Annotated in this window: 19 protein-coding genes; 9 read left to right on the top strand and 10 right to left on the bottom strand. The window is 74.2% G+C overall.

Annotated features, from left to right (window positions below; all coding sequences use genetic code 11):
* Positions 1 to 210 precede the first annotated feature (210 nt).
* The 4 genes from AB0910_RS30535 to AB0910_RS30520 all read right to left on the bottom strand — a co-directional run bounded on the left by AB0910_RS30535 (position 211) and on the right by AB0910_RS30520 (position 6,432).
* Entirely contained in the window at positions 211 to 3,048 is a 2,838-nt protein-coding gene (locus tag AB0910_RS30535) for an NHLP bacteriocin export ABC transporter permease/ATPase subunit (protein ID WP_366747910.1), read from the bottom strand.
* A 1-nt stretch (position 3,049) separates the two neighbouring features.
* On the bottom strand, positions 3,050 to 5,308 hold the full coding sequence (locus tag AB0910_RS30530; protein WP_366747909.1) for an NHLP family bacteriocin export ABC transporter peptidase/permease/ATPase subunit: 2,259 nt from the start codon (positions 5,306 to 5,308) through the stop codon (positions 3,050 to 3,052).
* A complete protein-coding gene (locus AB0910_RS30525; protein WP_366747908.1) occupies positions 5,305 to 6,114 on the bottom strand; it encodes an HlyD family efflux transporter periplasmic adaptor subunit in 810 nt (269 codons plus the stop codon). Before AB0910_RS30525 ends, AB0910_RS30530 begins: the two co-directional genes overlap by 4 nt.
* Before the next feature lie 108 nt (positions 6,115 to 6,222).
* Positions 6,223 to 6,432: a type A2 lantipeptide gene (locus AB0910_RS30520; RefSeq protein ID WP_345644933.1), complete on the bottom strand. Its 210-nt coding sequence runs from the start codon at positions 6,430 to 6,432 to the stop codon at positions 6,223 to 6,225.
* Between the two features lie 526 nt (positions 6,433 to 6,958).
* Here AB0910_RS30520 and AB0910_RS30515 point away from each other — a divergent pair.
* The gene (locus tag AB0910_RS30515) at positions 6,959 to 7,213 is read left to right on the top strand and encodes a DUF6158 family protein (RefSeq protein ID WP_366747907.1); all 255 of its coding nucleotides are present in this window, start codon (positions 6,959 to 6,961) and stop codon (positions 7,211 to 7,213) included.
* A gap of 29 nt (positions 7,214 to 7,242) precedes the next feature.
* Here AB0910_RS30515 and AB0910_RS30510 read toward each other — a convergent pair whose 3' ends face one another.
* Positions 7,243 to 8,406: a glycoside hydrolase family 88 protein gene (locus AB0910_RS30510; RefSeq protein WP_366747906.1), complete on the bottom strand. Its 1,164-nt coding sequence runs from the start codon at positions 8,404 to 8,406 to the stop codon at positions 7,243 to 7,245.
* 350 nt (positions 8,407 to 8,756) lie between these two features.
* Here AB0910_RS30510 and AB0910_RS30505 point away from each other — a divergent pair, with 350 nt between their 5' ends.
* The 4 genes from AB0910_RS30505 (at position 8,757) to AB0910_RS30490 (ending at position 10,576) form a co-directional block, all read left to right on the top strand.
* On the top strand, positions 8,757 to 8,975 hold the full coding sequence (locus AB0910_RS30505) for a DUF2180 family protein (protein ID WP_366747905.1): 219 nt from the start codon (positions 8,757 to 8,759) through the stop codon (positions 8,973 to 8,975).
* A 62-nt stretch (positions 8,976 to 9,037) separates the two neighbouring features.
* Entirely contained in the window at positions 9,038 to 9,487 is a 450-nt protein-coding gene (locus AB0910_RS30500) for a transcriptional repressor (protein ID WP_366747911.1), read from the top strand.
* A 66-nt stretch (positions 9,488 to 9,553) separates the two neighbouring features.
* Positions 9,554 to 9,949: a DUF4440 domain-containing protein gene (locus AB0910_RS30495; RefSeq protein ID WP_366747904.1), complete on the top strand. Its 396-nt coding sequence runs from the start codon at positions 9,554 to 9,556 to the stop codon at positions 9,947 to 9,949.
* A gap of 30 nt (positions 9,950 to 9,979) precedes the next feature.
* The gene (locus tag AB0910_RS30490; RefSeq protein ID WP_366747903.1) at positions 9,980 to 10,576 is read left to right on the top strand and encodes a hypothetical protein; all 597 of its coding nucleotides are present in this window, start codon (positions 9,980 to 9,982) and stop codon (positions 10,574 to 10,576) included.
* 13 nt (positions 10,577 to 10,589) lie between these two features.
* On the opposite strand, the gene AB0910_RS30485 is transcribed toward AB0910_RS30490, so the two are convergent.
* Positions 10,590 to 11,321, bottom strand: coding sequence for a hypothetical protein (locus AB0910_RS30485; protein WP_366747902.1), 732 nt, complete (start codon positions 11,319 to 11,321; stop codon positions 10,590 to 10,592).
* Between the two features lie 227 nt (positions 11,322 to 11,548).
* Here AB0910_RS30485 and gcl point away from each other — a divergent pair, with 227 nt between their 5' ends.
* Positions 11,549 to 13,327, top strand: a complete 1,779-nt coding sequence (gene gcl / locus AB0910_RS30480) for a glyoxylate carboligase (protein ID WP_366747901.1) — start codon at positions 11,549 to 11,551, stop codon at positions 13,325 to 13,327.
* Between the two features lie 176 nt (positions 13,328 to 13,503).
* On the opposite strand, the gene AB0910_RS30475 is transcribed toward gcl, so the two are convergent.
* Positions 13,504 to 14,094 (bottom strand): TetR/AcrR family transcriptional regulator, encoded by a 591-nt coding sequence (locus tag AB0910_RS30475; protein WP_366747900.1) that lies wholly within the window; start codon positions 14,092 to 14,094, stop codon positions 13,504 to 13,506.
* A 123-nt stretch (positions 14,095 to 14,217) separates the two neighbouring features.
* On the opposite strand from AB0910_RS30475, the gene AB0910_RS30470 reads away from it, so the two are divergent.
* A complete protein-coding gene (locus AB0910_RS30470) occupies positions 14,218 to 15,129 on the top strand; it encodes a chlorophyllase (RefSeq protein WP_366747899.1) in 912 nt (303 codons plus the stop codon).
* A gap of 19 nt (positions 15,130 to 15,148) precedes the next feature.
* Here AB0910_RS30470 and AB0910_RS30465 read toward each other — a convergent pair whose 3' ends face one another.
* On the bottom strand, positions 15,149 to 16,786 hold the full coding sequence (locus AB0910_RS30465; protein WP_366747898.1) for an AMP-binding protein: 1,638 nt from the start codon (positions 16,784 to 16,786) through the stop codon (positions 15,149 to 15,151).
* Complete coding sequence (locus AB0910_RS30460) at positions 16,783 to 18,510, bottom strand: AMP-binding protein (protein ID WP_366747897.1); 1,728 nt, start codon at positions 18,508 to 18,510, stop codon at positions 16,783 to 16,785. Before AB0910_RS30460 ends, AB0910_RS30465 begins: the two co-directional genes overlap by 4 nt.
* A 125-nt stretch (positions 18,511 to 18,635) precedes the next feature.
* On the opposite strand from AB0910_RS30460, the gene AB0910_RS30455 reads away from it, so the two are divergent.
* Positions 18,636 to 19,487: a LuxR C-terminal-related transcriptional regulator gene (locus AB0910_RS30455; RefSeq protein ID WP_366747896.1), complete on the top strand. Its 852-nt coding sequence runs from the start codon at positions 18,636 to 18,638 to the stop codon at positions 19,485 to 19,487.
* A 7-nt stretch (positions 19,488 to 19,494) separates the two neighbouring features.
* Here AB0910_RS30455 and AB0910_RS30450 read toward each other — a convergent pair whose 3' ends face one another.
* Positions 19,495 to 21,159 carry an allantoin permease gene (locus AB0910_RS30450; protein WP_366747895.1) on the bottom strand — a complete coding sequence of 555 codons (1,665 nt, stop codon included), beginning with the start codon at positions 21,157 to 21,159 and terminating at the stop codon, positions 19,495 to 19,497.
* 330 nt (positions 21,160 to 21,489) lie between these two features.
* On the opposite strand from AB0910_RS30450, the gene AB0910_RS30445 reads away from it, so the two are divergent.
* On the top strand, positions 21,490 to 21,888 hold the full coding sequence (locus AB0910_RS30445) for an SAV_915 family protein (RefSeq protein WP_366747894.1): 399 nt from the start codon (positions 21,490 to 21,492) through the stop codon (positions 21,886 to 21,888).
* The last annotated feature ends 160 nt before the right edge of the window (positions 21,889 to 22,048 follow it).

Here is a 22,048-nt window from a genome sequence, read left to right as displayed (position 1 = left end):
CGAGAGCGCGTCGGTGGGGCGGTCGCGCAGCAGTACGATCCGGGCCCGCAGCGCTTCCGGTTCCTCGACGCGGTCGCGGCCGCGGAGGGCCGCGGTGGGCGGCAGGCCGGTGCGGCGGCCGACGGCCGCGCGTCCGCCCGACGTGAGGGCGGGCGCGCGGGTCCGCGCGCCGCGCACCGCGGCCCCACCACCCTCGCCCGCGCGGACCGGTCAGGCCACCTGCCGCCGTACGAGCTCGGTCAGCCGGCCCGCGGGGTCGGCGAGCAGCGCGGCGGGCGGGCCCTGTTCGACCACCCGGCCGCCGTCCATCACCACCACACGGTCCGCGTCAAGGACGGTGCTCAGCCGGTGCGCGATCACCAGCCTGCTGGCCCGCAGCCGCCTGGTGCTCTCCATGACGACGCGCTGGGTCTCGTTGTCGAGCGCGCTGGTGGCCTCGTCGAAGAAGAGGACCCGGGGGCGCCTGACGAGGGCCTGGGCGATCATCAGCCGCTGGCGCTGCCCGCCCGAGATGGCGCCGCCGCCCGCGATCATCGTGTGCAGGCCCATCGGCATCCGCTTGATGTCCTCGGCGAGCCCGGCGAGTTCGGCCGCCGCCCACACCTCCTCCTGCGTGTACGGCTCGGCGCCGCGTATGCAGTCGAGGATCGAGCCGGTGAGCGGCTGCGCGTTCTGCAGGACGACGCCGCACTGCCTGCGCACGGCGGACAGGTCGAGTGCCGCGAGGTCCTGGCCGTCGTAGAGCACGCTGCCCGAGACGGGCCGGTCGAAGCCGATCAGCAGCCGCAGCAGGGTCGACTTGCCGCAGCCGCTCGGCCCGACGACCGCGACGAACTCCCCCGCCGCGACCTCCACGGTCACGTCGTCCAGGACGAGCGGGCCCTCGTCCCCGTACCGGAAGGACACCCCGCGGGCGGCGAACGCGCCGGTCAGCGCGCCGGGCGCGGCGCTGCCCTCGCGCACCTCGGGCTCGCCGCGCAGCACCGGCCGCACCTGCTCGTACAGCGGCAGGGCCGCGACCGCCGAGACCAGCGCGCCGGTGAGCTGGGTGACCGAGGTCAGCAGCATCGTCACGGCGGTGTTGAAGGTGAGGAACGCCGCGGACGACAGCGTGCCGCGCGCCGGGCCCGCGAGTGCCATGAACATCAGCAGGGTGCACAGCGGCAGGTAGACGGCGTCGACGACGGTGTTGACGTTCTTGATGTGCCCGGCGCGCTGCTGCATCGTCCGCGACGTGGCGAACTCCCGCGCCCAGGCGGCGTAGGCGAACGGCTCGGCCGCGGCGACGCGCAGCTTGGGCAGTCCTCGCAGGGTCTGGAAGGCCTGGTTGTTGAGCTTGTTGCCGAGCTTCACCAGCCGCCGCTGCCAGCGCACCTGCCACAGCCCGAGCGCCAGGAAGACGGCGGTCACGACGGCGAGCATGCCGAGCGCGGCGAAGGCGAGGGGCACGCTGAAGTAGAGCAGCAGCCCGAAGTTCATCAGGCCGACGGTGGTGGACTGCAGGACGACGGGCGCGATGCCGGAGAGCACCCGGCGCACGGCGCTGACGCCCATGGCGGCGCTTGCCAGCTCGCCGGTGGAGCGCTCGCCGAAGAACGCGGTGGGCAGCCGCAGCAGCCGGTCCCACACGGCGGGCTGGAGGGTGGCCTCCATCCGGCCTTCGAGCCGCAGCATGGTGAGGTTCTGCAACAGCCCGAAGGCGGCGGACACCGCGCCTGCGACCATCACGGCGAGGGAGACCTGCACGATGAGGCTGTCCTGCGCACGCGGCACGTACTCGCCGAGCACCCGGCCGGTCGCGAGCGGCACCAGCGCGCCGAGCGCGACGGTGACGAGCCCGGCGAGCACCAGGGCCCGCAGGTCGCCGCGTGCGCCGCGCAGGGTGAAGCGCAGCAGCCGCAGCGGGTGCAGCGGGCGCTGCGGCAGCGGCCGGTAGAACATGACGGCGCGCGGCTCGAAGTCCTCGGCGGTGCCCGCGGTGATCCGGGTGCGCGATCCGCTGAGCGGGTTGACCGCCTGGTATCCGCCGCGCCGCCACAGCAGGGCGACCGGCGCACCCGAGCGGGCCCGCGCGCCGACCAGCGGTCCCACATCGGTGCGCCACCACTCGCCGGCGAGCCGCACGGGCCGGGTGCGGACCCTGGCGTGCTCGGCGATCCGCTCGACGGGTCCGAGCCTGGAGCGGGCGGCGCCGTGGTCGCGCGGCGGGTCGCCGAGTGCGATGCCGGTGGCGGACGCGACGAGGCGGCACACGGCGAACACGGCGTCGTCGCCCGTGTCGGGGGCGGCGGCGCGCTCGCGCGCCGTGCGGCCGCGGCGCTCGAGCGAGGCGACGAGGGCACGGTCGGCGCTCTCCCGCTCGCGCTCGCCCGCCCTGATGCCGGCCGCGGTGCGCTCCTCGTGGGCCTGCTCGCGGCTCTCGATCCACCGGTCGACGGCGGCGAGCAGGCGGTACTGCTGGGCGACCATGCCCTGCCACATCGCGGCGTCCACCAGCAGGTCGCCGGCGAAGTCGGCGCTGTAGGCGGCGCCGTGCTCGACGCTGCCCGGCGGCACGGGCATCCACAGGGCGTCGTCGTCGGCGACGGCGTCGGCCATCGGGCCGTCCCCGGCGAGCCGGGCGTCGAGCGGCGCCTCGAAGAGGGCGCCGAGGCCGCGGGCGATGCCGAGCGCGAACGCGCTCTCCAGCGCCGACTGCTCCTGCGGCAGCGGCTGCTGGGGGTGGCGGGTGAGCTCGCGCAGCGGGACGCGGCGCAGGACGCAGCCGGGCCCAGGTCTGCCGAGCAGGGTGTGCCTCGGCCCCTCGACGGGCCCGAGGAGGAGGGTGCCCGCTTCGATGCGGCCGAGGAAGTGCCAGGGCCCGCCGCCTGCCGCGTCGACGGCGAACAGGTCGAGGACGCCGGCGGCCACCAGCCAGAGCACGAGCGGCCCTTCGAGGTCCACCCCGGTGCCGTCCGCGGTGCCCGCGGGCGTGCCGCTGTCCGCGAAGGCCGCCGTGACGGCGTCGCGCTCCGCGTGCCCGGTGCCTGGTCCCGTCGCCGTGGTCATCTCAACGCTCCTTGACCAGCGCGGCGTACGGGCCGCCCGCGGCCACCAGGTCGGTGTGGCGGCCGCGTTCCACGACGGTGCCGTGGTCGAGCACGACGATCTCGTCGCTGTCGCGCACGGTGCTCAGCCGGTGGGCGATCACCACGCAGGCGCAGCCGCGCCGCCGCAGGTTGTCCATGATGACCCGCTCGGTCTCCGCGTCGAGAGCGCTGGTGACCTCGTCGAGCACGAGGACGCTGGGGCCGCGCACCAGGGCTCTGGCGATCTCCAGGCGCTGGCGCTGGCCGCCGGAGAAGTTGCGGCCGTCCTGCTCGACGCGGGTGTGGATGCCGTCGGGCCTGCGCGCGATGACGTCGTCGTAGAGCGCCGCGTCCCGCAGCGCGGCGACGACCGCCTCGTCGGGCACGGACGGGTCCCAGAGGGCGACGTTGTCGCGTACGGTCCCCTCGAAGAGGAAGACCTCCTGGTCGACGAAGGACACGGAGGCGGCGAGCGCGCCGCGCGGGATGTCCTCGATGCGCCGGCCGTCGATGGAGATGGCGCCCTCCCAGGGCCGGTAGAGGCCGGAGATCAGCCGGGAGACGGTGGACTTGCCGCTGCCCGAGCCGCCGACGAGCGCGACCTGCCTGCCGGGCCCGACGGTGAGCGAGAACCCCTTGAGCAGCGGGGCGTCGAGCGGGCTGTAGCCGAACGTGACGTCCGCCAGGGCGACATGGCCGGTGAGGCGGCGGGTGCTCGGGTCGCTGTCGTCACGGGTGTAGAGGCTGTCCGCGGGGAAGTTCTCCACGTCCTTGAGGCGGGTGACGTCGGCGGCGAAGTCCTGGATGCGGCCCGCGACGCCGTTGAGCCGGGTGATGGGCGCGGTGAAGCGGGTGACGAGGGCCTGGAAGGCGACGAGCAGGCCGATGGAGAGGTGGCCTTCCACGGCGCGCAGCCCGCCGATCCACAGGATGAGCGCGCTGTTGAGGGTGGCGAGCAGCGGCGCGACGACGGCGAGCACCGCGCTGGGCACGCCGAGGCGCTGCTGCTCCTCCAGGGTGGTGGCGTGCTGCCCGGCCCAGCGGCGGAAGAAGCCGTCCTCGCCGCCGGTCGCCTTGAGGGTCTCGATCAGCTGGAGCCCGGTGTACGAGGTGGTGGTGAGGCGGGCGCTGTCGGCGCGGAGTTTCTGCGTGTGGGTGGCGCGCAGCCGGATCACGACGCGCATGGCGACGACGTTGAGCAGGGCCACCAGCACGCCGATGACGGTGAGCTGCGGGTCGTAGGTCCACAGCAGCACGGCGTAGAGCAGCACGACGAGGCCGTCGACGCCGGCCGCCGACAGGTCGCGGGCGAGGGTCTCGGCGACGGAGTCGTTGGACTGGAGGCGCTGGACGAGGTCGGCGGGGCTGCGCTGGGCGAAGAAGGTCACGGGCAGCCGCATCAGGTGGCGCATGAAGCGTGCGCTGCCGAGCGTGGAGGAGATGATGCGCCCGCGCAGCAGGTTGGCCTGCTGGAGCCCGGTGAGGACGGCGGTCAGCGCGATCGTCGCGGCCATCGCGGCGAACAGCGGCCCGAGCAGCGACGACTGGCCGCCCACCAGGAACATGTCGATGTACGTGCGGCTGAGCGCGGGCACAGCGGCGCCGGTGGCGACGAGCAGCAGCCCGGCGAGGAGCGCGGCGAAGAGGGTGCCCGCGGTGCCGCGCAGCCGGGCGGGCAGGGCGCGCAGGATGCCGGGGCGGCGCCCGCCCGTGGTGAAGGCGCCGGTGCGCTCGAAGACGAGGGCGACGCCGGTGAAGCTGGTGTCGAACTCCTCGGCGGGCACGAACCTGCGCCCCTTGCCCGGGTCGTTGATGTGGACGCCGCGGGTGCCGAACCTGCGGCCCATGCCGTCGTAGACGACGTAGTGGTTGAACTCCCAGAACAGGATGGCCGGGCCCTGGACGTCGGCGAGCGCGGCGGACTCCATCTGCATGCCCTTGGCGCCGAGGCCGTAACTGCGGGCCGCCTTCAGGACGTTGCTGGCGCGGGAGCCGTCGCGTGAGACGCCGCAGGCGATGCGCAGCTCTTCGAGCGGAACGTGGCGGCCGTGGTGGGCGAGGACCATGGCGAGGCAGGCGGCGCCGCACTCGACGGCCTCCATCTGGAGGACGGTGGGCGTGCGCACGCCGCGCGCGCGGCGCTTGGCGGGGGCGGGCTCGGGCTTCGCGGGGCCCGTGCGGTGGCGGCCGTGGCCGCCGGGCGGCAGCTGCCGCTGCGGCGGCACCGACGAGGCGCTCACGGCAGCAGCCAGGAGGCGGGGTGGCGGCGCGCGACGGTCACGGAGCCGTCCGCGGGGGTCATGGAGGCGAGCGCGAACGGCGGCCCCGCCGGGGTGGACCAGGCGTAGCCGGACGTGGTGCCGCGGGCGGTGTCGAGGCCGACCAGGACGGCGACGGGCTGCCCGTCGCGGCTGAACTGCTCGGCGAGTGACGGGTCGCCGAGGAAGGCGGCGATCTGCCGCCGGGTCTGGGCGCCCCGGCCGACGGCCTTGACGGTGCCGTGCAGGACGCCGTACTGCTGCTCGGGCACGGAGGGCAGGCTGAGGTCGACGGGCTGCCCCGGCGCGACGGACGCGCCGCCGGACGCGGGCACGTACAGCATCGCGAGGAGGGGGTCGCCGGCGTGGGCGGTCCGCTCCACGGTCGCGACGTCCGCGCCGGTGGTGACGACGGCGCCGATGGTGGCGGTCAGCGAGGTGACGCGCCCGGCGGCGAGGGCGCGCACCTCGTCCGTGCCCCCGTGCGCGAGGCGCACCTTGACCAGCGGCGCGCCGGTGGCGACGCGCTGGCCCTCCTGCGCGAGCACCGCGGTGACCTGTCCTGCGACCGGGCTCTGGAGGACGTAGCTGCCCTGCCCGTAGGTGAGGATGCCGGGTGCGGAGACGGTGGACGTGACCTGTCCCGCGACCGCCCACAGTGCGCCCGCCGCCATGGCGGCGAGTGTCACCGCGAGGGTGATCAGGCCGCGGGGGCGGGCGAGCCGCACGGGGAGGTCGAGCTCCTCCGGCGACTGAAGCTTGCTGAGCGCCTGTTGGCGGAATTGCACGGCGGTCTTCCCGGTCTTCGCTCACACGGAAACGTGCCCCGGCGCCCGTACGACATACGGGCCCGGGACACGTGTCAGTCAGTCACACCTGATCGTACGACCAGGTGCTCAGAGGCCGCTGACGAGGCCCGTCACGGCGGACGTGTTCACCAGCGGGTCGACGGTGTTGTCGACGGTCGACAGCACGCCGCTGACGTTGACCACACCGGAGACGGTGCCGACGACACCCGAGACGGTGTCACCGACGAGGCCACCGGACACGTTGTCCAGGTCGGCGTCGGCGATTTCCTGGGTCTCGACCTGGGGGGTGGAGTTCATCAGTGATGCTTCCCTTCGGATGGCTCTGATTCGACACGCGTCCGCCACCTGCGTCTTCCCCGTCAGGGACGAAATCGCCGTGGTGCCGGCTGCGTGCGATGGGATGTAAGCACGGACGTCTTCCGGGCAGCCACCTGCCGCGGCGGTCCCCGGCCCACATGTGCCGTTGATCCGTGGGGTGTTGTGACGGCCCCGCCATCGGTGCGGTGCGTTTCCTTCACACCGTGGTCCGAACATCGGTCAGTCCCGGCCGGACCCACCGCGCCAACCTCGCATTCCGTCCGTACCGAGCGGTCGGAGGGGCGCGTGTCCAGGGAGGCGGTGTGCAGCGCGGGGTGCAGGACGCTTGCAATGTGCGGGTTATTCACAGAAGGGATTCGCACAGGTTTCCGTGACGGTACGCATACGGATGAACACGCTTGGTGCGGCGGGCGGTTCGGGGCGGCGCGGGCGGACGTCAGGCCGGAGACGTTTCGTCCTCAGCGGGTACGTATGTGAAGGCGGACCCGACGGAAGGAGACGTCCCATGACCGGTAAGGACGACACGGGCGGCGAGGCGATGGGGGTCGATCCGGCGCGGCTCGGGGACCAGCAGCTGCTGCGGGAGCTGGAGACGCTGCACCGCACCCGGCACGACACGCTGCTGCACGGGTCGCAGGACGCCCTGGACACCCACAACACGCGCACGGCGCAGCTGGAGGGCGAGTACCTGCGGCGCCACCCCAAGCGCCATGTGCTGGCGGCGCGCACCCGCGAGGGGGCGCGCGGGCGCGGGATCTAGGCCCCCGCGGCCCGCGCACTCCCCCGCGCTCAGGCGGCGAGCCCGGCCAGCTCGGTGCCGGCGAGGAGGAAGCCGCCGACGGCGAAGTCGGCAGTGCTGTCGTAGGTGACCGGCTGGCTCGAGTCGGGGCGGTCGCCCACTTTCTGCACGTAGCCGAGGGTGCCGTCCGGGTGGACGGCGGTGGCGACGAGGCCGTTCCAGGCGCGGGCCGCGACGGGCAGGTGGGCGGCCCGGTCGACGAGTCCCGCCGCGACCGCGTAGGCGGTGCCGTAGGCGAAGAAGACGGTGCCGCTGGTCTCCGGGCCGGGGAAGTGGGCCGGGTCGGCGAGATTGACGTTCCAGAAGCCGTCGGCGCGCTGGACCCGGGCGACCGCGCCGATCAGCCGCGCCAGCGTGTCGCGGTACTCGGCGGTGTCGGAGCGGTCGGCGGGCAGCGCCTTGAGGGTCTTGACGTGGCCCGCCGCGACCCAGCCGTTGCCGCGCGACCACACCACGGGCTTGCCCGAGGGCGAGAGGATGCCGCCGGGCAGGAAGTTCTTGTCCCGGTACCAGAGGCCGGTGGCGGGGTCGAGGAGCCCGGGGCCGCCCTCGGCGCTCTTGGTGTGGGTGTAGAGGCTGTGCAGCTTGGTCCAGTAGGCGCCGTCGCCGCGCAGGGCGCCGAGCCGGGCGAACGGCGGCATGCCCATGTGCAGGGCGTCGTCCCACCACCAGTCGTCGTTCTTGCCCACCTGGTCGACGGCGGTCATGCGGTGCAGGCAGGTCTCGATCGCGGTGAGCTTGGCGGGGTCGGGCTCGGCCTCGTACAGGTCGAGATAGGCCTGTCCCGCGCACTGGTTGTCGGCGTCGCGGGTGGTGGTGCCGCCGCTCAGGCCGTAGCCGTGGCTCTCGGCCCAGGAGCGTGCGCGGTCGAGGTAGCGGGCGTCCCGGGTGAGCCGGTACAGGGCCATGAGGCCGCTGTAGAAGGTGGCGTTGGCCCACAGGTTGTCGCCGGTGCCGGGGTTCGCGGCGATCCACCGGTCGGCGACCTTGCGCAGGACGGCGGTGATGTCGGCCCGGGAGGGCAGGGCGTCCGCCGCGGCGGACGGCCGGCGGGGGGCGGTGCGCGCGGCCGCGGCCCGCGCGACGCCGCCGAGCAGGGGCGTTCCGGCGGCCGCGAGCGCGGCGCCGGTGCCGAGGAAGTGCCGTCGGTCCATGGGAGGGCCTTCCGTGGTGGGGGTGTACGGGTGTGGGGGCGTACGGGTCGGAGCCGAGGCGGCCGGAAGAGACCGTCGCCGTTCATGTTCATGAACGGCGGGTAGCTCCGTGAACGTGCGTCAGCGTAAAGGACTGGACCACACCCCCACCAGACCCCGGACACCCCCAGAGCCCGGACACCCCCAGAGCCCGCCGGGGCGGGACGGCGGGGCGCGGTCACCCGTCGGCCGCCATCGGCTTCATTTGACTCTGTCAACTCTGAGCTCTAGATTCGACGGCACCGGTCCGCAACCGCCGGTCGGCGCGCCTCCGGCCGCCGCACCCCGAGACCACCCCTGGAGCCAGCGGAATGAACTGCTACGACTGCCAGCAGCTGAGCGCGCAGACACCCGCGGTCGGCACCTGCGCGCACTGCGGCATGGGCGTCTGCTCGCGGCACGGCGAGGTCGTGCGCCCGGCCGTCCGCCGCTTCAGCGGCATGACGGCGGCCCGCGTCGGCAGGGGCACCCCGAGGATCGTCTGCCCCGCGTGCCTGACGGCCGGACAGACCGCACCCGTACCCGCCTAAAATTGATCCGGTCAACTGTGTCGCCTACTGTGGGGAGTGGCCGAAGGAGTGTGACCACCACCATGGAGACATCGGCGAAGAATCCGCCGAGGACGGCGACCGAGCTGCTGCGGCAGAAGGGACTGCGCAGCACCGCGCAGCGCCGCGCCGTGCTGGACGCACTGACGGCGGGCTCCCACGCCACCGCGGCGGAGGTCGAGCAGCGCATCGAGGCGGCGCACCTGGCCGCAGGGCCGTCCCGCCAGGGCCTGTACAACGTGCTGGACGATTTGACGCGCGCCGGTCTCGTGCGGTGCATCGAGCCCGCGGGCTCCCCCACCCGCTACGAACTGCGCGTCGGCGACAACCACCACCACCTGGTGTGCCGCGTCTGCGGGCGCATCGAGGACGTCGACTGCACCGTGGGGGCGGCGCCCTGCCTCGACCCGCTCGACGCCCGGGGCTTCTCGCTCGACGAGGCGGAGATCACCTGGTGGGGCGTGTGCGAGGCCTGCCGCCCGGCGGACGCCTGAGGCCGCCAGGCGCGTCCGGCGGCGCACCGCGCGCCCGGCGGCCCCCGCTCGGGCAGGATGGTGCGGGTGAGCAATCGGGACACATCGGATGCCGCCACCGCCGCCATCGAGGGCGAGCTGCGCTTCCTCGACCCCGCGGTCTTCACCTCGCCGCGGCTGCTGGGTGAGCTGCTGCACCCGGAGTTCCGCTCCTTCGGCTCCTCCGGCAGGGCGTGGACCCGCCAGTCGTACATCGACGAGCTGCGCGAGTGGGGCCCTGCCGTGACGGCCGCGGGCACGGTCAGCCGGCTCGTGGCCCGGGAACTCGCCCCCGACCTGGTGCTCCTCACCTTCGACCTCAACGTCGGGGAGCGGCGGGCGCACCGCAGCTCCCTGTGGCGCAGGACGGCAAGGGCCGGCTGGCAGCTGTACTTCACCCAGGGCACCGGCTTCACCCCCGAGGACATGGAGCCGCCGCGCTGACGGGCGCGGCGTGCTCCGAGAGGCGGCGGCGTGCCCGACGACCCCCGCGGCGGCCGGCCCGCACCAGGACCCGCGCCCGATCCCCCGCGGGCCGCAGGGCCCTCGGGCTCGACGGCGGGCCCGGCGAGGCCGCCGCGCCCGGTGCGGCGCGGCGAGCCGCTCCAGCGGCTCCTGTTCGGCGGGGTGTACGGCTCCGTGCTGGCGAGCGCGCTCGCCGCCGCGCTCGGCAACGAGGGCGGGCGGCCCGACCCCGGCTACGACGCGGCGTGGGTGTTCGCCGCCGCGGTGGCCGCGGCGGCCGCCCACGGGTACGCGCACGCCATCGCCCACCGCAGGATCGTCCGCGGCAGGGTCACCCCGCGCATCCTCCCCTCGGTGCTCGGCGAGTGGCCGCTGCTCACCGCGGCGACGCCGACCGTGGTGGCCCTGCTCGGCGCGTACGCCGGACAGTGGAGCGAGGAGGGCGCGCTCGACGTCTCCCTCGCGCTCAACACCGCCGCCCTCTTCGGCTGGGGGCTGTGGGCGGCGCGGGCCGCGGGGCAGGGGTGGCTCGCCTGCTGCCGGGCCGGGGGCGCGGACGTCCTGCTCGGCCTCTTCATCATCGTGGTGAACGTGCTGACGAAGTGAGCCGGGCGCCGTGCTACTGCTCGGAGGAGACCAGTTCTTCGGCGGCCTCGTTCACCGGCTGCGGGGTGCCGGTGAGGTCCATCACGAAGAGGGGCACGCCCAGTTCTTCGGCGCGGGCGCGCGCCCCTTCGGTGTATCCGGCCAGCGAGAACACCACGGCGGCCGCCGCGTCGTACAGGCCGTACAGCCAGACGCACTCGACCGCGCGCAGCGGGGTGCGGCTGGTGGTGGGGTCCACCTGGGCGACGACCTCGGGCCCCCGCAGGTCGATGCCGGAAGCGGGGCGCTGCTCCGCCGCGACGACGCCGTGGAAGCCGAGCCACCGCAGGTAGAGCCCGGCCGCGGTGACGGCGTCCCGCGCGGTGCGGATGGTCAGCGGGCGGAACGACGGCCGGGGCGCGGCCGCGGTGCGCGGCAGCGGGATGTGTGCGGGGGCCGCCTGCCCTTCGGGAGGTGAGGCGGGCGCCTGCGGGGCCGCGGTCTTGACCGGGATGCGGAGCACCGTGCCGCAGGGGCAGCCGAGCCGGGGCTGCGGCCACTGCCCGTCGCGGCCGCAGGCCGGGCAGCGCAGGACGACCCACTCGTCGCCCCCCGGCCTGCGCGGCACCGGCTCCGGCCGGGCGCCCGCGCGCAGCGGCGGCACGACCGGGGCCCCGCAGGCGCAGGCGTAGGCGGGCGGGGCGTAGCGGTGTCTGCGCCCGCAGGCCGGGCACTCCACGCCGACCGGTCGTTGCGCTTCCCTCACGTGCCCCCCTACGCCCGTCGCCGCCGCGCGCGGCCGGTTGCGCCGCGTGCACCATCGTCCACCAAGAGCGAGGCATTGGGGAGAGGACCTCGGGCTCCCCCTTGACCCGGCGGCCGCCCGACTCCTACATTCTTTCCGTATAGCAAAACAGTACTTCCACATTACGGAATTGGCGCTCTCAGGTGGCGCGACAGAGCCCGAATCCGCCGGCCGAATGAGGAGCACTCATGCCTCGAATGACCGCCGCCCGCGCGGCAGTTGAAATCCTGAAGCGCGAAGGCGTCACGCATGCCTTCGGTGTGCCGGGGGCGGCGATCAACCCGTTCTACGCCGCGCTCAAGGCGGCCGGCGGCGTCCAGCACACCCTGGCCCGCCACGTCGAGGGCGCCTCGCACATGGCGGAGGGCTACACCCGCACGCACCCGGGCAACATCGGCGTCTGCGTCGGCACCTCGGGCCCCGCGGGCACGGACATGATCACCGGCCTGTACTCGGCGATCGGCGACTCGATCCCGATCCTGTGCATCACCGGGCAGGCCCCGACCGCCGTGATCCACAAGGAGGACTTCCAGGCCGTCGACATCGCCTCGATCGCCCGGCCGGTCACCAAGGCGGCGACGACGGTGCTGGAGGCCGCGCAGGTGCCAGGCGTGGTGCAGCAGGCGTTCCACCTGATGCGGTCGGGCCGGCCGGGGCCCGTCCTGATCGACCTGCCGCTCGACGTCCAGCAGACGGAGATCGAGTTCGACCCCGACACCTACCAGCCGCTGCCCGTCTACCGGCCGGTGGCCTCGCGGGCGCAGGCGGAGAAGGCCGTGCGGATGCTCGCCGCGTCCGAGCGGCCGCTGATCGTCGCGGGCGGCGGGGTGGTGAGCGCGGACGCCTCCGCGCTGCTCGTGGAGTTCGCGGAGCTGACCGGCACGCCCGTCGTGCCGACGCTGATGGGCTGGGGCGCGATCGCCGACGACCACGGGCTCAACGCGGGCATGGTCGGGCTGCAGACCTCGCACCGCTACGGCAACGCCACGTTCCTCGCGTCCGACTTCGTGCTCGGCATCGGCAACCGCTGGGCCAACCGGCACACCGGCAAGCTCGACGTCTACCGCGCGGGGCGCACGTTCGTGCACGTCGACATCGAACCCACCCAGATCGGCAAGATCTTCGCGCCCGACTACGGGATCGCCTCGGACGCCGGCGCCGCGCTCGCCCTCTTCGTCGAGGTGGCGAAGGAGCTGAAGGCGGCGGGCGCGCTCCCGGACCGGAGCGCCTGGGCGGCGGCGGCGCGCGAGCGCAAGGCGACCCTGCACCGCAGGACCCACTTCGACGACGTGCCGCTCAAGCCGCAGCGGGTGTACGAGGAGATGAACCGCGCCTTCGGGCCCGAGACCCGGTACGTCTCCACCATCGGCCTCTCGCAGATCGCCGGGGCCCAGATGCTCCACGTCTACCGGCCGCGCCACTGGATCAACTGCGGCCAGGCGGGCCCGCTCGGCTGGACGATCCCCGCGGCACTCGGCGTCGCGACGGCCGACCCGGAGGCGAGCGTGGTGGCGCTCTCCGGCGACTACGACTTCCAGTTCATGCTGGAGGAGCTCGCGGTGGGCGCGCAGCACCGCATCGGCTATGTGCACGTGCTCGTCAACAACGCCTATCTGGGCCTGATCCGGCAGGCGCAGCGCGCGTTCGACATGGACTTCCAGGTCAATCTGGAGTTCGAGAACATCAACTCGCCCGAGACCGGCGGCTACGGGGTCGACCATGTGAAGGTCGCCGAGGGCCTCGGCTGCCGCGCCATCAGGGTCACGGAGCCCGACGCACTGCTGCCCGCGTTCCAGGAGGCGAAGAAGCTCGCCGCGGAGCTGCGGGTGCCCGTCGTGGTGGAGGCCGTGCTCGAACGCGTCACGAACATCGCGATGAGCGGCACCGACATCGCCTCGGTCAACGAGTTCGAGGAGCTGGCGACCGCTCCGGGCCACGCGCCCACCGAGATCCTCCCGCTGGCCTGAGGCCGGCGGGAGCCCCGGGAGGGACGGCCCCGGGGAGCGCAGAGGGCCCCGCGCCGCGACCACCCGGCGCGGGGCCCGCGCGCGTGCCGTCCGGGGCCGTCCGGGGCCGCGCGGGCCGTCCAGGCCCGCCTGGTACGCCGGGCCCGCCTCGTACGCCGGGCCCATGCGGTACGCCGTCAGGCGGCGGGCGCGGCCAGGCCGTCGAGGAGCAGGTCGATCATGCGGCGCGCCCGGTAGTCGGGGAAGGTCCCGACCCCGACGCACAGGTTGCCGACCGCGAGCATGAAGTCGTAGGCCCGCACGTCCGCCCGGGTGTGCCCGGCGGCCGCCGCCGCGCCCAGCAGCCGGTCGAGCACGGGCAGCAGGCGCTCGACGAACTCGGCGTGCAGGCTCTCGAACCCGGCCTGGTCCGAGTGGAGCGCCTCGGCGAGACCGTGCTTGGTGACCAGGAAGTCGGCGAACCCGTGGACCCACACCCGCAGGGACGCGTAGGGGGAGCCGTCCGCCGGCGCGGTCCGCTCCGCGGCCGCCAGCTCGTCGAGCTGGTGCCGGAAGACGCCGACCACCAGGTCCGACCTGGTGGGGAAGTGGCGGTAGACGGTGCCCATGCCGAGCCCCGCCTCGGCGGCGATCTCGCGCACGGGGGCGTTGATCCCCGAGCGGACGAAGACGGCCGCCGCAGCCTTGAGGAGCGTCCGCTCGTTCCTGCGGACGTCGGACCGCCTGCTGGGGGCCCCACCGGTCGGCGGGGTGGTGTCCCTGGGCATCGCGGAAGCCTCCCGTTGCAAAGTGGAGCATCGCTCCGTATTGTGATGTGGAGCGGTGCTCCGCATCCATCCTGCCAGAGCGCGCCGCGGGCCGTGCTGCCCTCGTGGAAAGGCATACCTCTGATGAACCACACCACTCCCGCCGCCCCGGTCGTCTCCGTCGCGCCGGTCACGCTGACCGTGCCGGGCCGCGGCGACGACCTGCGGGTACGGGTCTCGGCGCCGGTGGAAGGACACGGCCTGCCGGTCGTCGTCCTCTCGCACGGCGCGACGCTGACCATGGACGACTACGGCCCCCTGGCCGGCCGCTGGGCCGCAGGCGGCTTCGTCGTCGTCCAGCCCACCCACCTCGACTCGGCCGGCCTCGCGCCCGACGATCCGCGCACCCCTGACCTCTGGCGCTTCCGGGTCGGCGACCTGGCCGCGGTCCTCGACGGGCTCCCGGCCGTCGAGGCGGCGGTCCCCGGCCTCGCAGGGCGCGTCGACCGCGACCGCGTGGCGGTCGCGGGGCACTCGTGGGGCGCGCAGAGCGCCTCGGTGCTCGCGGGCGCGCGGGTCGTCGGGGCCGACGGCACACCGGGCGAGAGCCTGGCCGACCCGCGGGTCCGCGCGGCGGTGCTGCTCAGCCTGCCGGGGACGGGCGGCGCCGACCTGAGCCCGTTCGCCGCCGAGCACTTCCCGTTCATGAGCCCCGACTTCGCCGAGCTGAAGACACCGAGCCTGGTCGTCGCGGGCGACCGCGACCAGTCGCCGCTGACGGTGCGCGGCCCCGACTGGTTCACCGACGGCTTCCGCCTCGCCCCGGGCGCCACCGACCTGCTGACCCTGTTCGGCGCCGAGCACGGGCTCGGCGGCATCCAGGGCTCCCACGACACGCGGACCACCGACGAGAACCCCGGGCGCGTGGCGCTCGTCGGGGAGGCGGGCCTCGCGTACCTCCGCACGGCGCTTGGGCTCGACGACGCGGCCTGGCCCGCCGCCGGGCGCGCCCTGGCAGCGGCGGACGAGCCGCTGGGCCGGCTCGACACGAAGTGACGGGCCGCGCCCGCGCCGGTCACTCCCCCGCCGCGGCCGCCAGGCGCTCGCGCAGCTCGACCTTGCGCACCTTGCCGCTGACGGTCATCGGGAAGGCGTCCACGATCTCGACGCGGTGCGGGACCTTGTGGCGGGCGAGGCGCTCGGCGCAGAAAGCGGCGATCTCCTCGGCGCCCGGCGGGGCGGCCGGGTCGCGGGGGATCACACAGGCGGCCACCACCTCGCCGTAGCGCTCGTCGGGCACGCCCACCACCTGCACGTCGGCGATCTTCGGATGGGTGTGCAGGAACTCCTCGATCTCCCGGGGGTAGATGTTCTCGCCACCCCTGATGATCATGTCCTTGATCCGGCCGACGATCTCCACATAGCCGTCGTCCCTGATCACCGCGAGGTCCCCGGTGTGCATCCAGCGGCTCGCGTCGAGCACCTCGGCGGTGTGGGCGGGGTCGTCCCAGTAGCCGAGCATCACGCTGTAGCCGCGGGTGCACAGCTCCCCCGCCTCGCCCCGCGGCAGGGTGGTGCCGGTCGCCGGGTCGACCACCTTGACCTCGATGTGCGGCAGCGCCCTGCCCACGGTGGCGGTGCGCCGCTCCAGGTCGTCGTCGCGCCGGGTCTGGGTGGAGACGGGCGAGGTCTCCGTCATGCCGTAGCAGATGGACACCTCGCTCATGTGCATCTCGGTGACGACCCGCTTCATCACCTCCACCGGGCAGGGCGAGCCCGCCATGATGCCGGTGCGCAGCGAGGTCAGGTCGTACGCGGCGAAGCCGGGCAGCCCGAGCTCCGCGATGAACATGGTGGGGACGCCGTACAGCGAGGTGCACCGCTCCCGCTGCACGGCGTCCAGGGTGGCGGCCGGGTCGAAGGACGGGGCGGGGATCACCAGACACGCACCGTGGGACGTGGCCGCGAGGCAGCCCATCACCATGCCGAAGCAGTGGTAGAAGGGCACCGGGACGCAGATCCGGTCGGCCGCGGTGTAGCCCACCGACTCCCCCACGAAGTAACCGTTGTTGAGGATGTTGTGGTGGGAGAGCGTGGCGCCCTTCGGGAAGCCGGTGGTGCCGGAGGTGTACTGGATGTTGATGGGGTCGTCGCAGGACAGCTCGGCCTCGCGGACGGCCAGTTCCGCGGCGGTGGCGCCGTCGGCCGCGGCCGTCAGCTCGTCCCAGCTCCGCTCCCCGATGTAGTGGACGGCGCGCAGCTCGGGGCAGTCGGGCCTGAGCTCGTCGACCATCGCCCGGTAGTCGCTGGTGCGGTGGGCCGGCGTGGCGACGAGCACCGAGACCCCGGACTGCCGCAGCACGAACGCGGCCTCGGGCGCCCGGTAGGCGGGGTTGAGGTTGACCATGACCGCGCCGACGCGTGCCGTCGCGTACTGCACGAGCACCCACTCGGGGCAGTTGACGGCCCAGATGCCCACCCGGTCGCCCTTCGCGACGCCGAGGGCGAGCAGGGCGCGGGCGAGCCGCTCGACGTCGGCGCCGAACTCCGCATACGTCCAGCGGCGGCCCGAGGCCGCGTCGACCAGCGCGGGCGAGGCGCCGTGGGCGGCGACCGCGCGGGCGAGGTTCGCGCCGATGGTGTCGCCGAGCAGCGGCGCGGTGCCGGTGCCGCGGGTGTACGAGAGCCCGGGCGCGCCGGAGTCCTCCGTCATGTCAGCTCCTCCTCCGTGTACTCGGCGCCCGGCTCGGCGCCCGCGGCGGTGCGCTCGCGCAGCTCGATGCGGCGGATCTTGCCCGAGACGGTCTTCGGCAGTTCCGCGAACTCGATGCGCCTGACCCGCTTGTAGGGGGCGAGCACCGCACGCGAGTGCGCGAACAGTGCCTTCGCCGTGTCGGGTCCCGGCTCCCAGCCCTCGGCGAGCACCACGTACGCCTTGGGCACGGCGAGCCGCAGCGGGTCGGGCGCGGGCACGACGGCGGCCTCGGCCACCGCCTCGTGTTCGAGCAGCGCGCTCTCCAGCTCGAAGGGGCTGATCTTGTAGTCGCTCGCCTTGAACACGTCGTCGCTGCGGCCCACATAGGTGAGGTAGCCGTCCGCGTCCCTGGCGGCGATGTCGCCGGTGCGGTAGTGGCCGTCCGCCATGGCCTCGGCGGTGCGCTCCCGGTCGCCGTGGTAGCCGGCCATCACGCCGACCGGGCGGTCCGCGAGGACGACGGCGATCTCGCCCTCGGCCGCGCCGGGTTCGCCGGTCACCGGGTCGAGCAGCTCGATGGCGAAGCCGGGCAGCGGTCGGCCCATCGAGCCCGCCTTGACCAGCTGTCCCGGCGAGTTGGCGACCTGGACGGCCGTCTCCGTCTGCCCGAAGCCGTCCCTGATGGTGACGCCCCACTCGCGCCGCACGGTCTCGATGACCTCGGGGTTGAGCGGCTCCCCCGCGGCGACGACCTCGCGCGGCGGGGTGCGCAGCTGGGTGAGGTCGGCCTGGATCAGCATCCGCCAGACGGTCGGCGGGGCGCAGAAGCTGGTGACGCCCGCCTCGTCCATCTCGGCCATCAGCCGCACCGGGTCGAAGCGCGTGTAGTTGTGGACGAAGACCGTGGCCTCCGCGTTCCACGGCCCGAACAGGTTGGACCAGGCGTGCTTGGCCCAGCCGGGCGAGGCGATGTTCAGGTGCACGTCGCCCGGCTTCAGCCCGATCCAGTACATCGTCGCGAGGTGGCCGACCGGATAGGAGACATGGGTGTGCTCGACGAGCTTGGGGCGCGCGGTGGTGCCCGAGGTGAAGTAGAGCATCAGCGGGTCGTCGGCGGCTGTCGGCCCGTCGGGCGCGAAGTCGTACGGCGCGGCCGCGGACTCCTCGTAGGCGAGCCAGCCCGCGGGCAGCGGATCGGCCCCGACCGCGATCCGGGTGTAGCCGCCGGGCACGCCGTCGAACTTGGCGGTGTCCGCGGCCCGTACGAGGACGTGCCGCGCGCCGCCGCGCTCCACCCGGTCGCGCAGGTCGACCGTGCCGAGCAGCGGCGTCGCGGGGATGACGACGGCCCGCAGCTTGATCGCGGCGAGCGCGGTCTCCCACAGCTCGACCTGGTTGCCGAGCATCACGACGATCCGGTCGCCCGCCCGCACGCCCACCGCGCGCAGCCAGTTGGCGACCTGGTCCGAGCGGGCGGCCAGCTCGGGGAAGGTCCGCACGGCGCGGCTGCCGTCCTCCTCGACGATGTGCAGTGCGGGCCGGTCCGCGTTGCGCGGGTCGGCGGCGATCCGGTCGAACCAGTCGAGGGCCCAGTTGAAGTGCGCGGGCCGCGGCCAGGCGAACCCGCCGTACGCGCCCGGGTAGTCCTCGCGGTGTGCCAGCAGGAAGTCGCGTGCCGCCCTGAACTGCCCGGTGGGACCGTCCGGCGCCGCGTCCCTGCCGGTGGTGCCGCCTGCCGTCATCGTGGTGCCCCTCTTCGTCGCCGGCTTCCCCGCCGGACCCTTGACCCGCATCGTGCAATCAGTGATACAGGTCTCACCACCCCCGTACGGGGGTGACGCGGAAAAGCGGCGGAAGGTGCGGGCGCGTGACGGGTGCGGGCGAGTCGCGTGAGGTCAGGTCGGCCCTGGTCGGGCTGCGCAGATCGGCGGGTCTTCCGGTCGCCTTCGGCGGGCTCCTGCACGACCCGGCGAGCCTCAGGCTCACCGAGCTGACGGGCGCGACCACGGCCGCGCTGCGCGGCCTGCGGATATCGTCGGGCCTCGGCGTCGGCGGGAAGGCGCTCGCGCTCGCGAGGCCGTGCGGGGTGGCCGACTACGCGGCGGCGCGCCACATCAGCCACGAGTACGACACGGCGGTGGCGGCCGAGGGGCTGCGCTCCGTCGTCGCGGTGCCTGTGGTCGTGGGGCGGCGGGTGCGGGGCGTGCTGTACGGGGCGCTGCGGACGCCGCTGCCGATCGGCGACCGGGTCTTCGACGCGGCGGTGGCCGCGGCGCGGGACGTGGAGCAGGCGCTCGCCGTGGGCGACGAGGCGCGCAGGCTGCTGGACCGCGCGGACGGCGCCGCGGCGGCGGGTCCTGGCGCGCCGCTGCCGCCCGGCGCGTGGGAGGAGGTGCGGGCGGCCCACGGCGAGCTGCGGGCACTCGCTCCGCGCATCGCCGACCCGGGGCTGCGCGCCGCGCTGCTCGCGGCGTGCGCCCGGCTGTCCGGGGCCGCGGGCCCGCCGCGGGGCGCGGCGGGCCGGGCGGCGCTGGCGCCGCGCGAGGTGGACGTGCTGGCGTGCGTGGCGGCGGGTGCCACCAACACGGCGGCCGCCGCGGCGCTCGGCGTGCGGCCGGAGACCGTGAAGGGGTATCTGCGCTCGGCGATGCGCAAGCTGGGCGCGCACACCAGGCTCGAAGCCGTGGTGGCGGCGCGGCGCGCGGGCCTGCTGCCCTGAGGGCGGGTCAGGCCGCCGCGCGGCCCGGCGGGTCGGCGGGCAGGAGGTGCGTGCCGGTACGGTCGGTGGCCAGGCACAGCGAGCAGATGACGCCGCCCGCCGCGCTCGCCAGCATGTCGGGGCGCTCGTACTCCTCGCCGCAGACGGTGCAGGTGTACGGGGTGCCGCTGGGGTTGCCGTCCGCGTCGGTGCGCGGCTCGGCGATGCCGTCGTCGCGGCGCCGCAGGTAGTAGCGGCCGCGGGTGGCCAGGGCCATGAGCGGAGTGGCGGCGAGGGCGACGCCCACCGCGACGAGCGGCGAGTACGGCTGGATGGCGTCGCCGAACAGGCCGAAGTAGACGGCGATCGAGCCGAGCGAGGACGCGAGGAACGACGTCAGGCCGACCGGGTTGACCGCGTAGAGCATGCCGCGCCTGAACTCCGGCTCCTTCGGGGAGAGTTTGAGCAGGTACTTGTTGACGCCGATGTCGGTGGCGACGGTGACGACCCACGCCATCGCGCAGTTGGAGTAGAAGCTCAGCAGGTTGTTGAGGAAGCTGAACATGTCGGCCTCCATCAGCACCAGCGAGAACGCCAGGTTGACCAGGACGAAGACGAGGCGGCCGGGGTAGTGCCGGGTGACGCGGGTGAAGGAGTTCGTCCACGCGAGGGATCCCGAGTACGCGTTGGTGACGTTGATCTTCACCTGGCTGAGCACGACGAGGACCAGCGCGAGCGGCACGACGAGCCAGGACGGCAGCATGCGCTCGAAGACGCCGGTGAACTGCTCGATGGGCTCCACCGCGGCGGCCGAGCCGACCGCGCCGATCACGTAGACCGCCATGAACACCCCGATGGCCTGCTTGAGCGCGCCGAAGAACACCCAGCCGGGCCCGGCGAGCAGCACGGAGGCCCACCAGGCGCGCCGGTTGGCCTCGGTGCGCGGCGGCATGAAGCGCAGGTAGTCGATCTGCTCGCCGATCTGGCCGATCAGCGAGAGGCAGGCGCCCGCGCCGAGCATCACGGCCGCTGTGCTCACCCCGCGGTGGTCGCGGCCCTCGAAGGACAGCCAGTGCGAGACGGTGGACGGCTCGGTGGCGAGCAGGAACACCAGCGGCGCCGCGATCAGCACCAGCCACAGCGGGTTGGTCCAGCTCTGCAGCTTCGCCAGCGCCTTCATCCCGTAGACCACCAGCGGGATGATGACGAGCGTGGAGACGAGGTAGCCGATCCACAGCGGCAGGTGCAGGGCGTAGCGCAGGCCCTGCGCCATGATCGAGCCCTCGGTGGCGAAGAAGATGAAGGTGAAGCTCGCGAAGACGAGCGAGGTGACGACGGAGCCGTAGTAGCCGAACCCCGCGCCGCGCGTGATCAGGTCGAGGTCGATGTTGTGGCGGGCGCCGTAGAACGCGAGGGGCAGCCCGGTGACGAAGATGATCACCGCGGCCACGCCGATGGACAGCAGCGCGTTGACCGTGCCGTGGGCGACGCCGACGCCCGCGGCGATGGAGAAGTCCGCCATGTACGCGATGCCGCCGAGCGCCGAGGCGCCGACGACCGCGGGGGTCCAGCGCCGGTACGAGCGGGGCGCGAAGCGCAGCGTGTAGTCCTCAAGGGTCTCCCCCGCGCGGGCCCCTGCGCCCCTGCCCGGCGGCGCGGGTGCCTTCGCTGCGGGTGCGTCGTCAATCGCCATGCGGTGCTCCTCGGGACGGGGGCAGGGGCGCACGGGTCCGGCGTGCGGGCGCGTCCGTCGCCCGGCACTGGCACGTCCCCGGTCAGGACGCTAGGAGCCGCGTGTTTCACGGGGCGTCACCGCGCCATGACGGAGGCGTTACGCGGGTACGCGCACGCGTTCACCTGCCGGGCCCGTGGCTCGAACAGAACGGCAGAATCGCGTCAATATCCGCCTCGGGCAGGTCAACGCACCGTCAGGGGAAGACCATGTGCGCCGCCTCGGGGCAGAGGCTCATGGGTAACGGCCGGGCGACGGGCCCGGCCGCGAACGGAGTCCCAGGAGGACACCATGGAGCTCGTCACGTCCGAGAGCGCGGCCGAGACCGCCGACCCCGACCCTGCGACCGCGGCGGCGGGGCCCGCGAACGGCGGTACGCTGTCCGGCCGTCCGCTGTACGTCCCGGTGCGTACGGGCGCGGAGGGCGGCACGCACCTGCGCTTCGCCCGCACGCCGGGCGGCGCCCGTACGGCGGTGGGCTTCACCAGCAGGAGGCTGCTCGCGGAGGCGTTCGGGGACCAGCAGCCGTGGGTGCTGCTCGCGGAGCCCGCGCTGCGCGCGCTCGCCGAGCCGCTCGGCGCGGCCGTCGTGACGGTGGACCCGCGGGCGACGGCCGCGCCCCGCACGGTGGCCTCGCCCCGCACGGCGCCGGCCCCCGCGCACCCGCGCCGGGTGCCCGTCGGCTCCTAGGTCGTGTCATCAAAGGCCCTGACCGCGGGGCCGCGCCTCTTCGCGCGCGGCCGGGCCGGGTGGCGCGTACGTCCCCCTCGGCTTCAGGACCGAGGTCGACCTGCCCTCGCTCGGCCGGGGGCTCCAGGCGGTGATCGCGGTGCGGGTGCGCCCGCCGAGC

The sequence above is a fragment of the Streptomyces sp. NPDC047002 genome (assembly GCF_040704505.1).
Taxonomy (GTDB): domain Bacteria; phylum Actinomycetota; class Actinomycetes; order Streptomycetales; family Streptomycetaceae; genus Streptomyces.
Note: the sequence above shows the minus strand (reverse complement) of the source record. Positions and strands in the feature narration are given on the sequence as shown.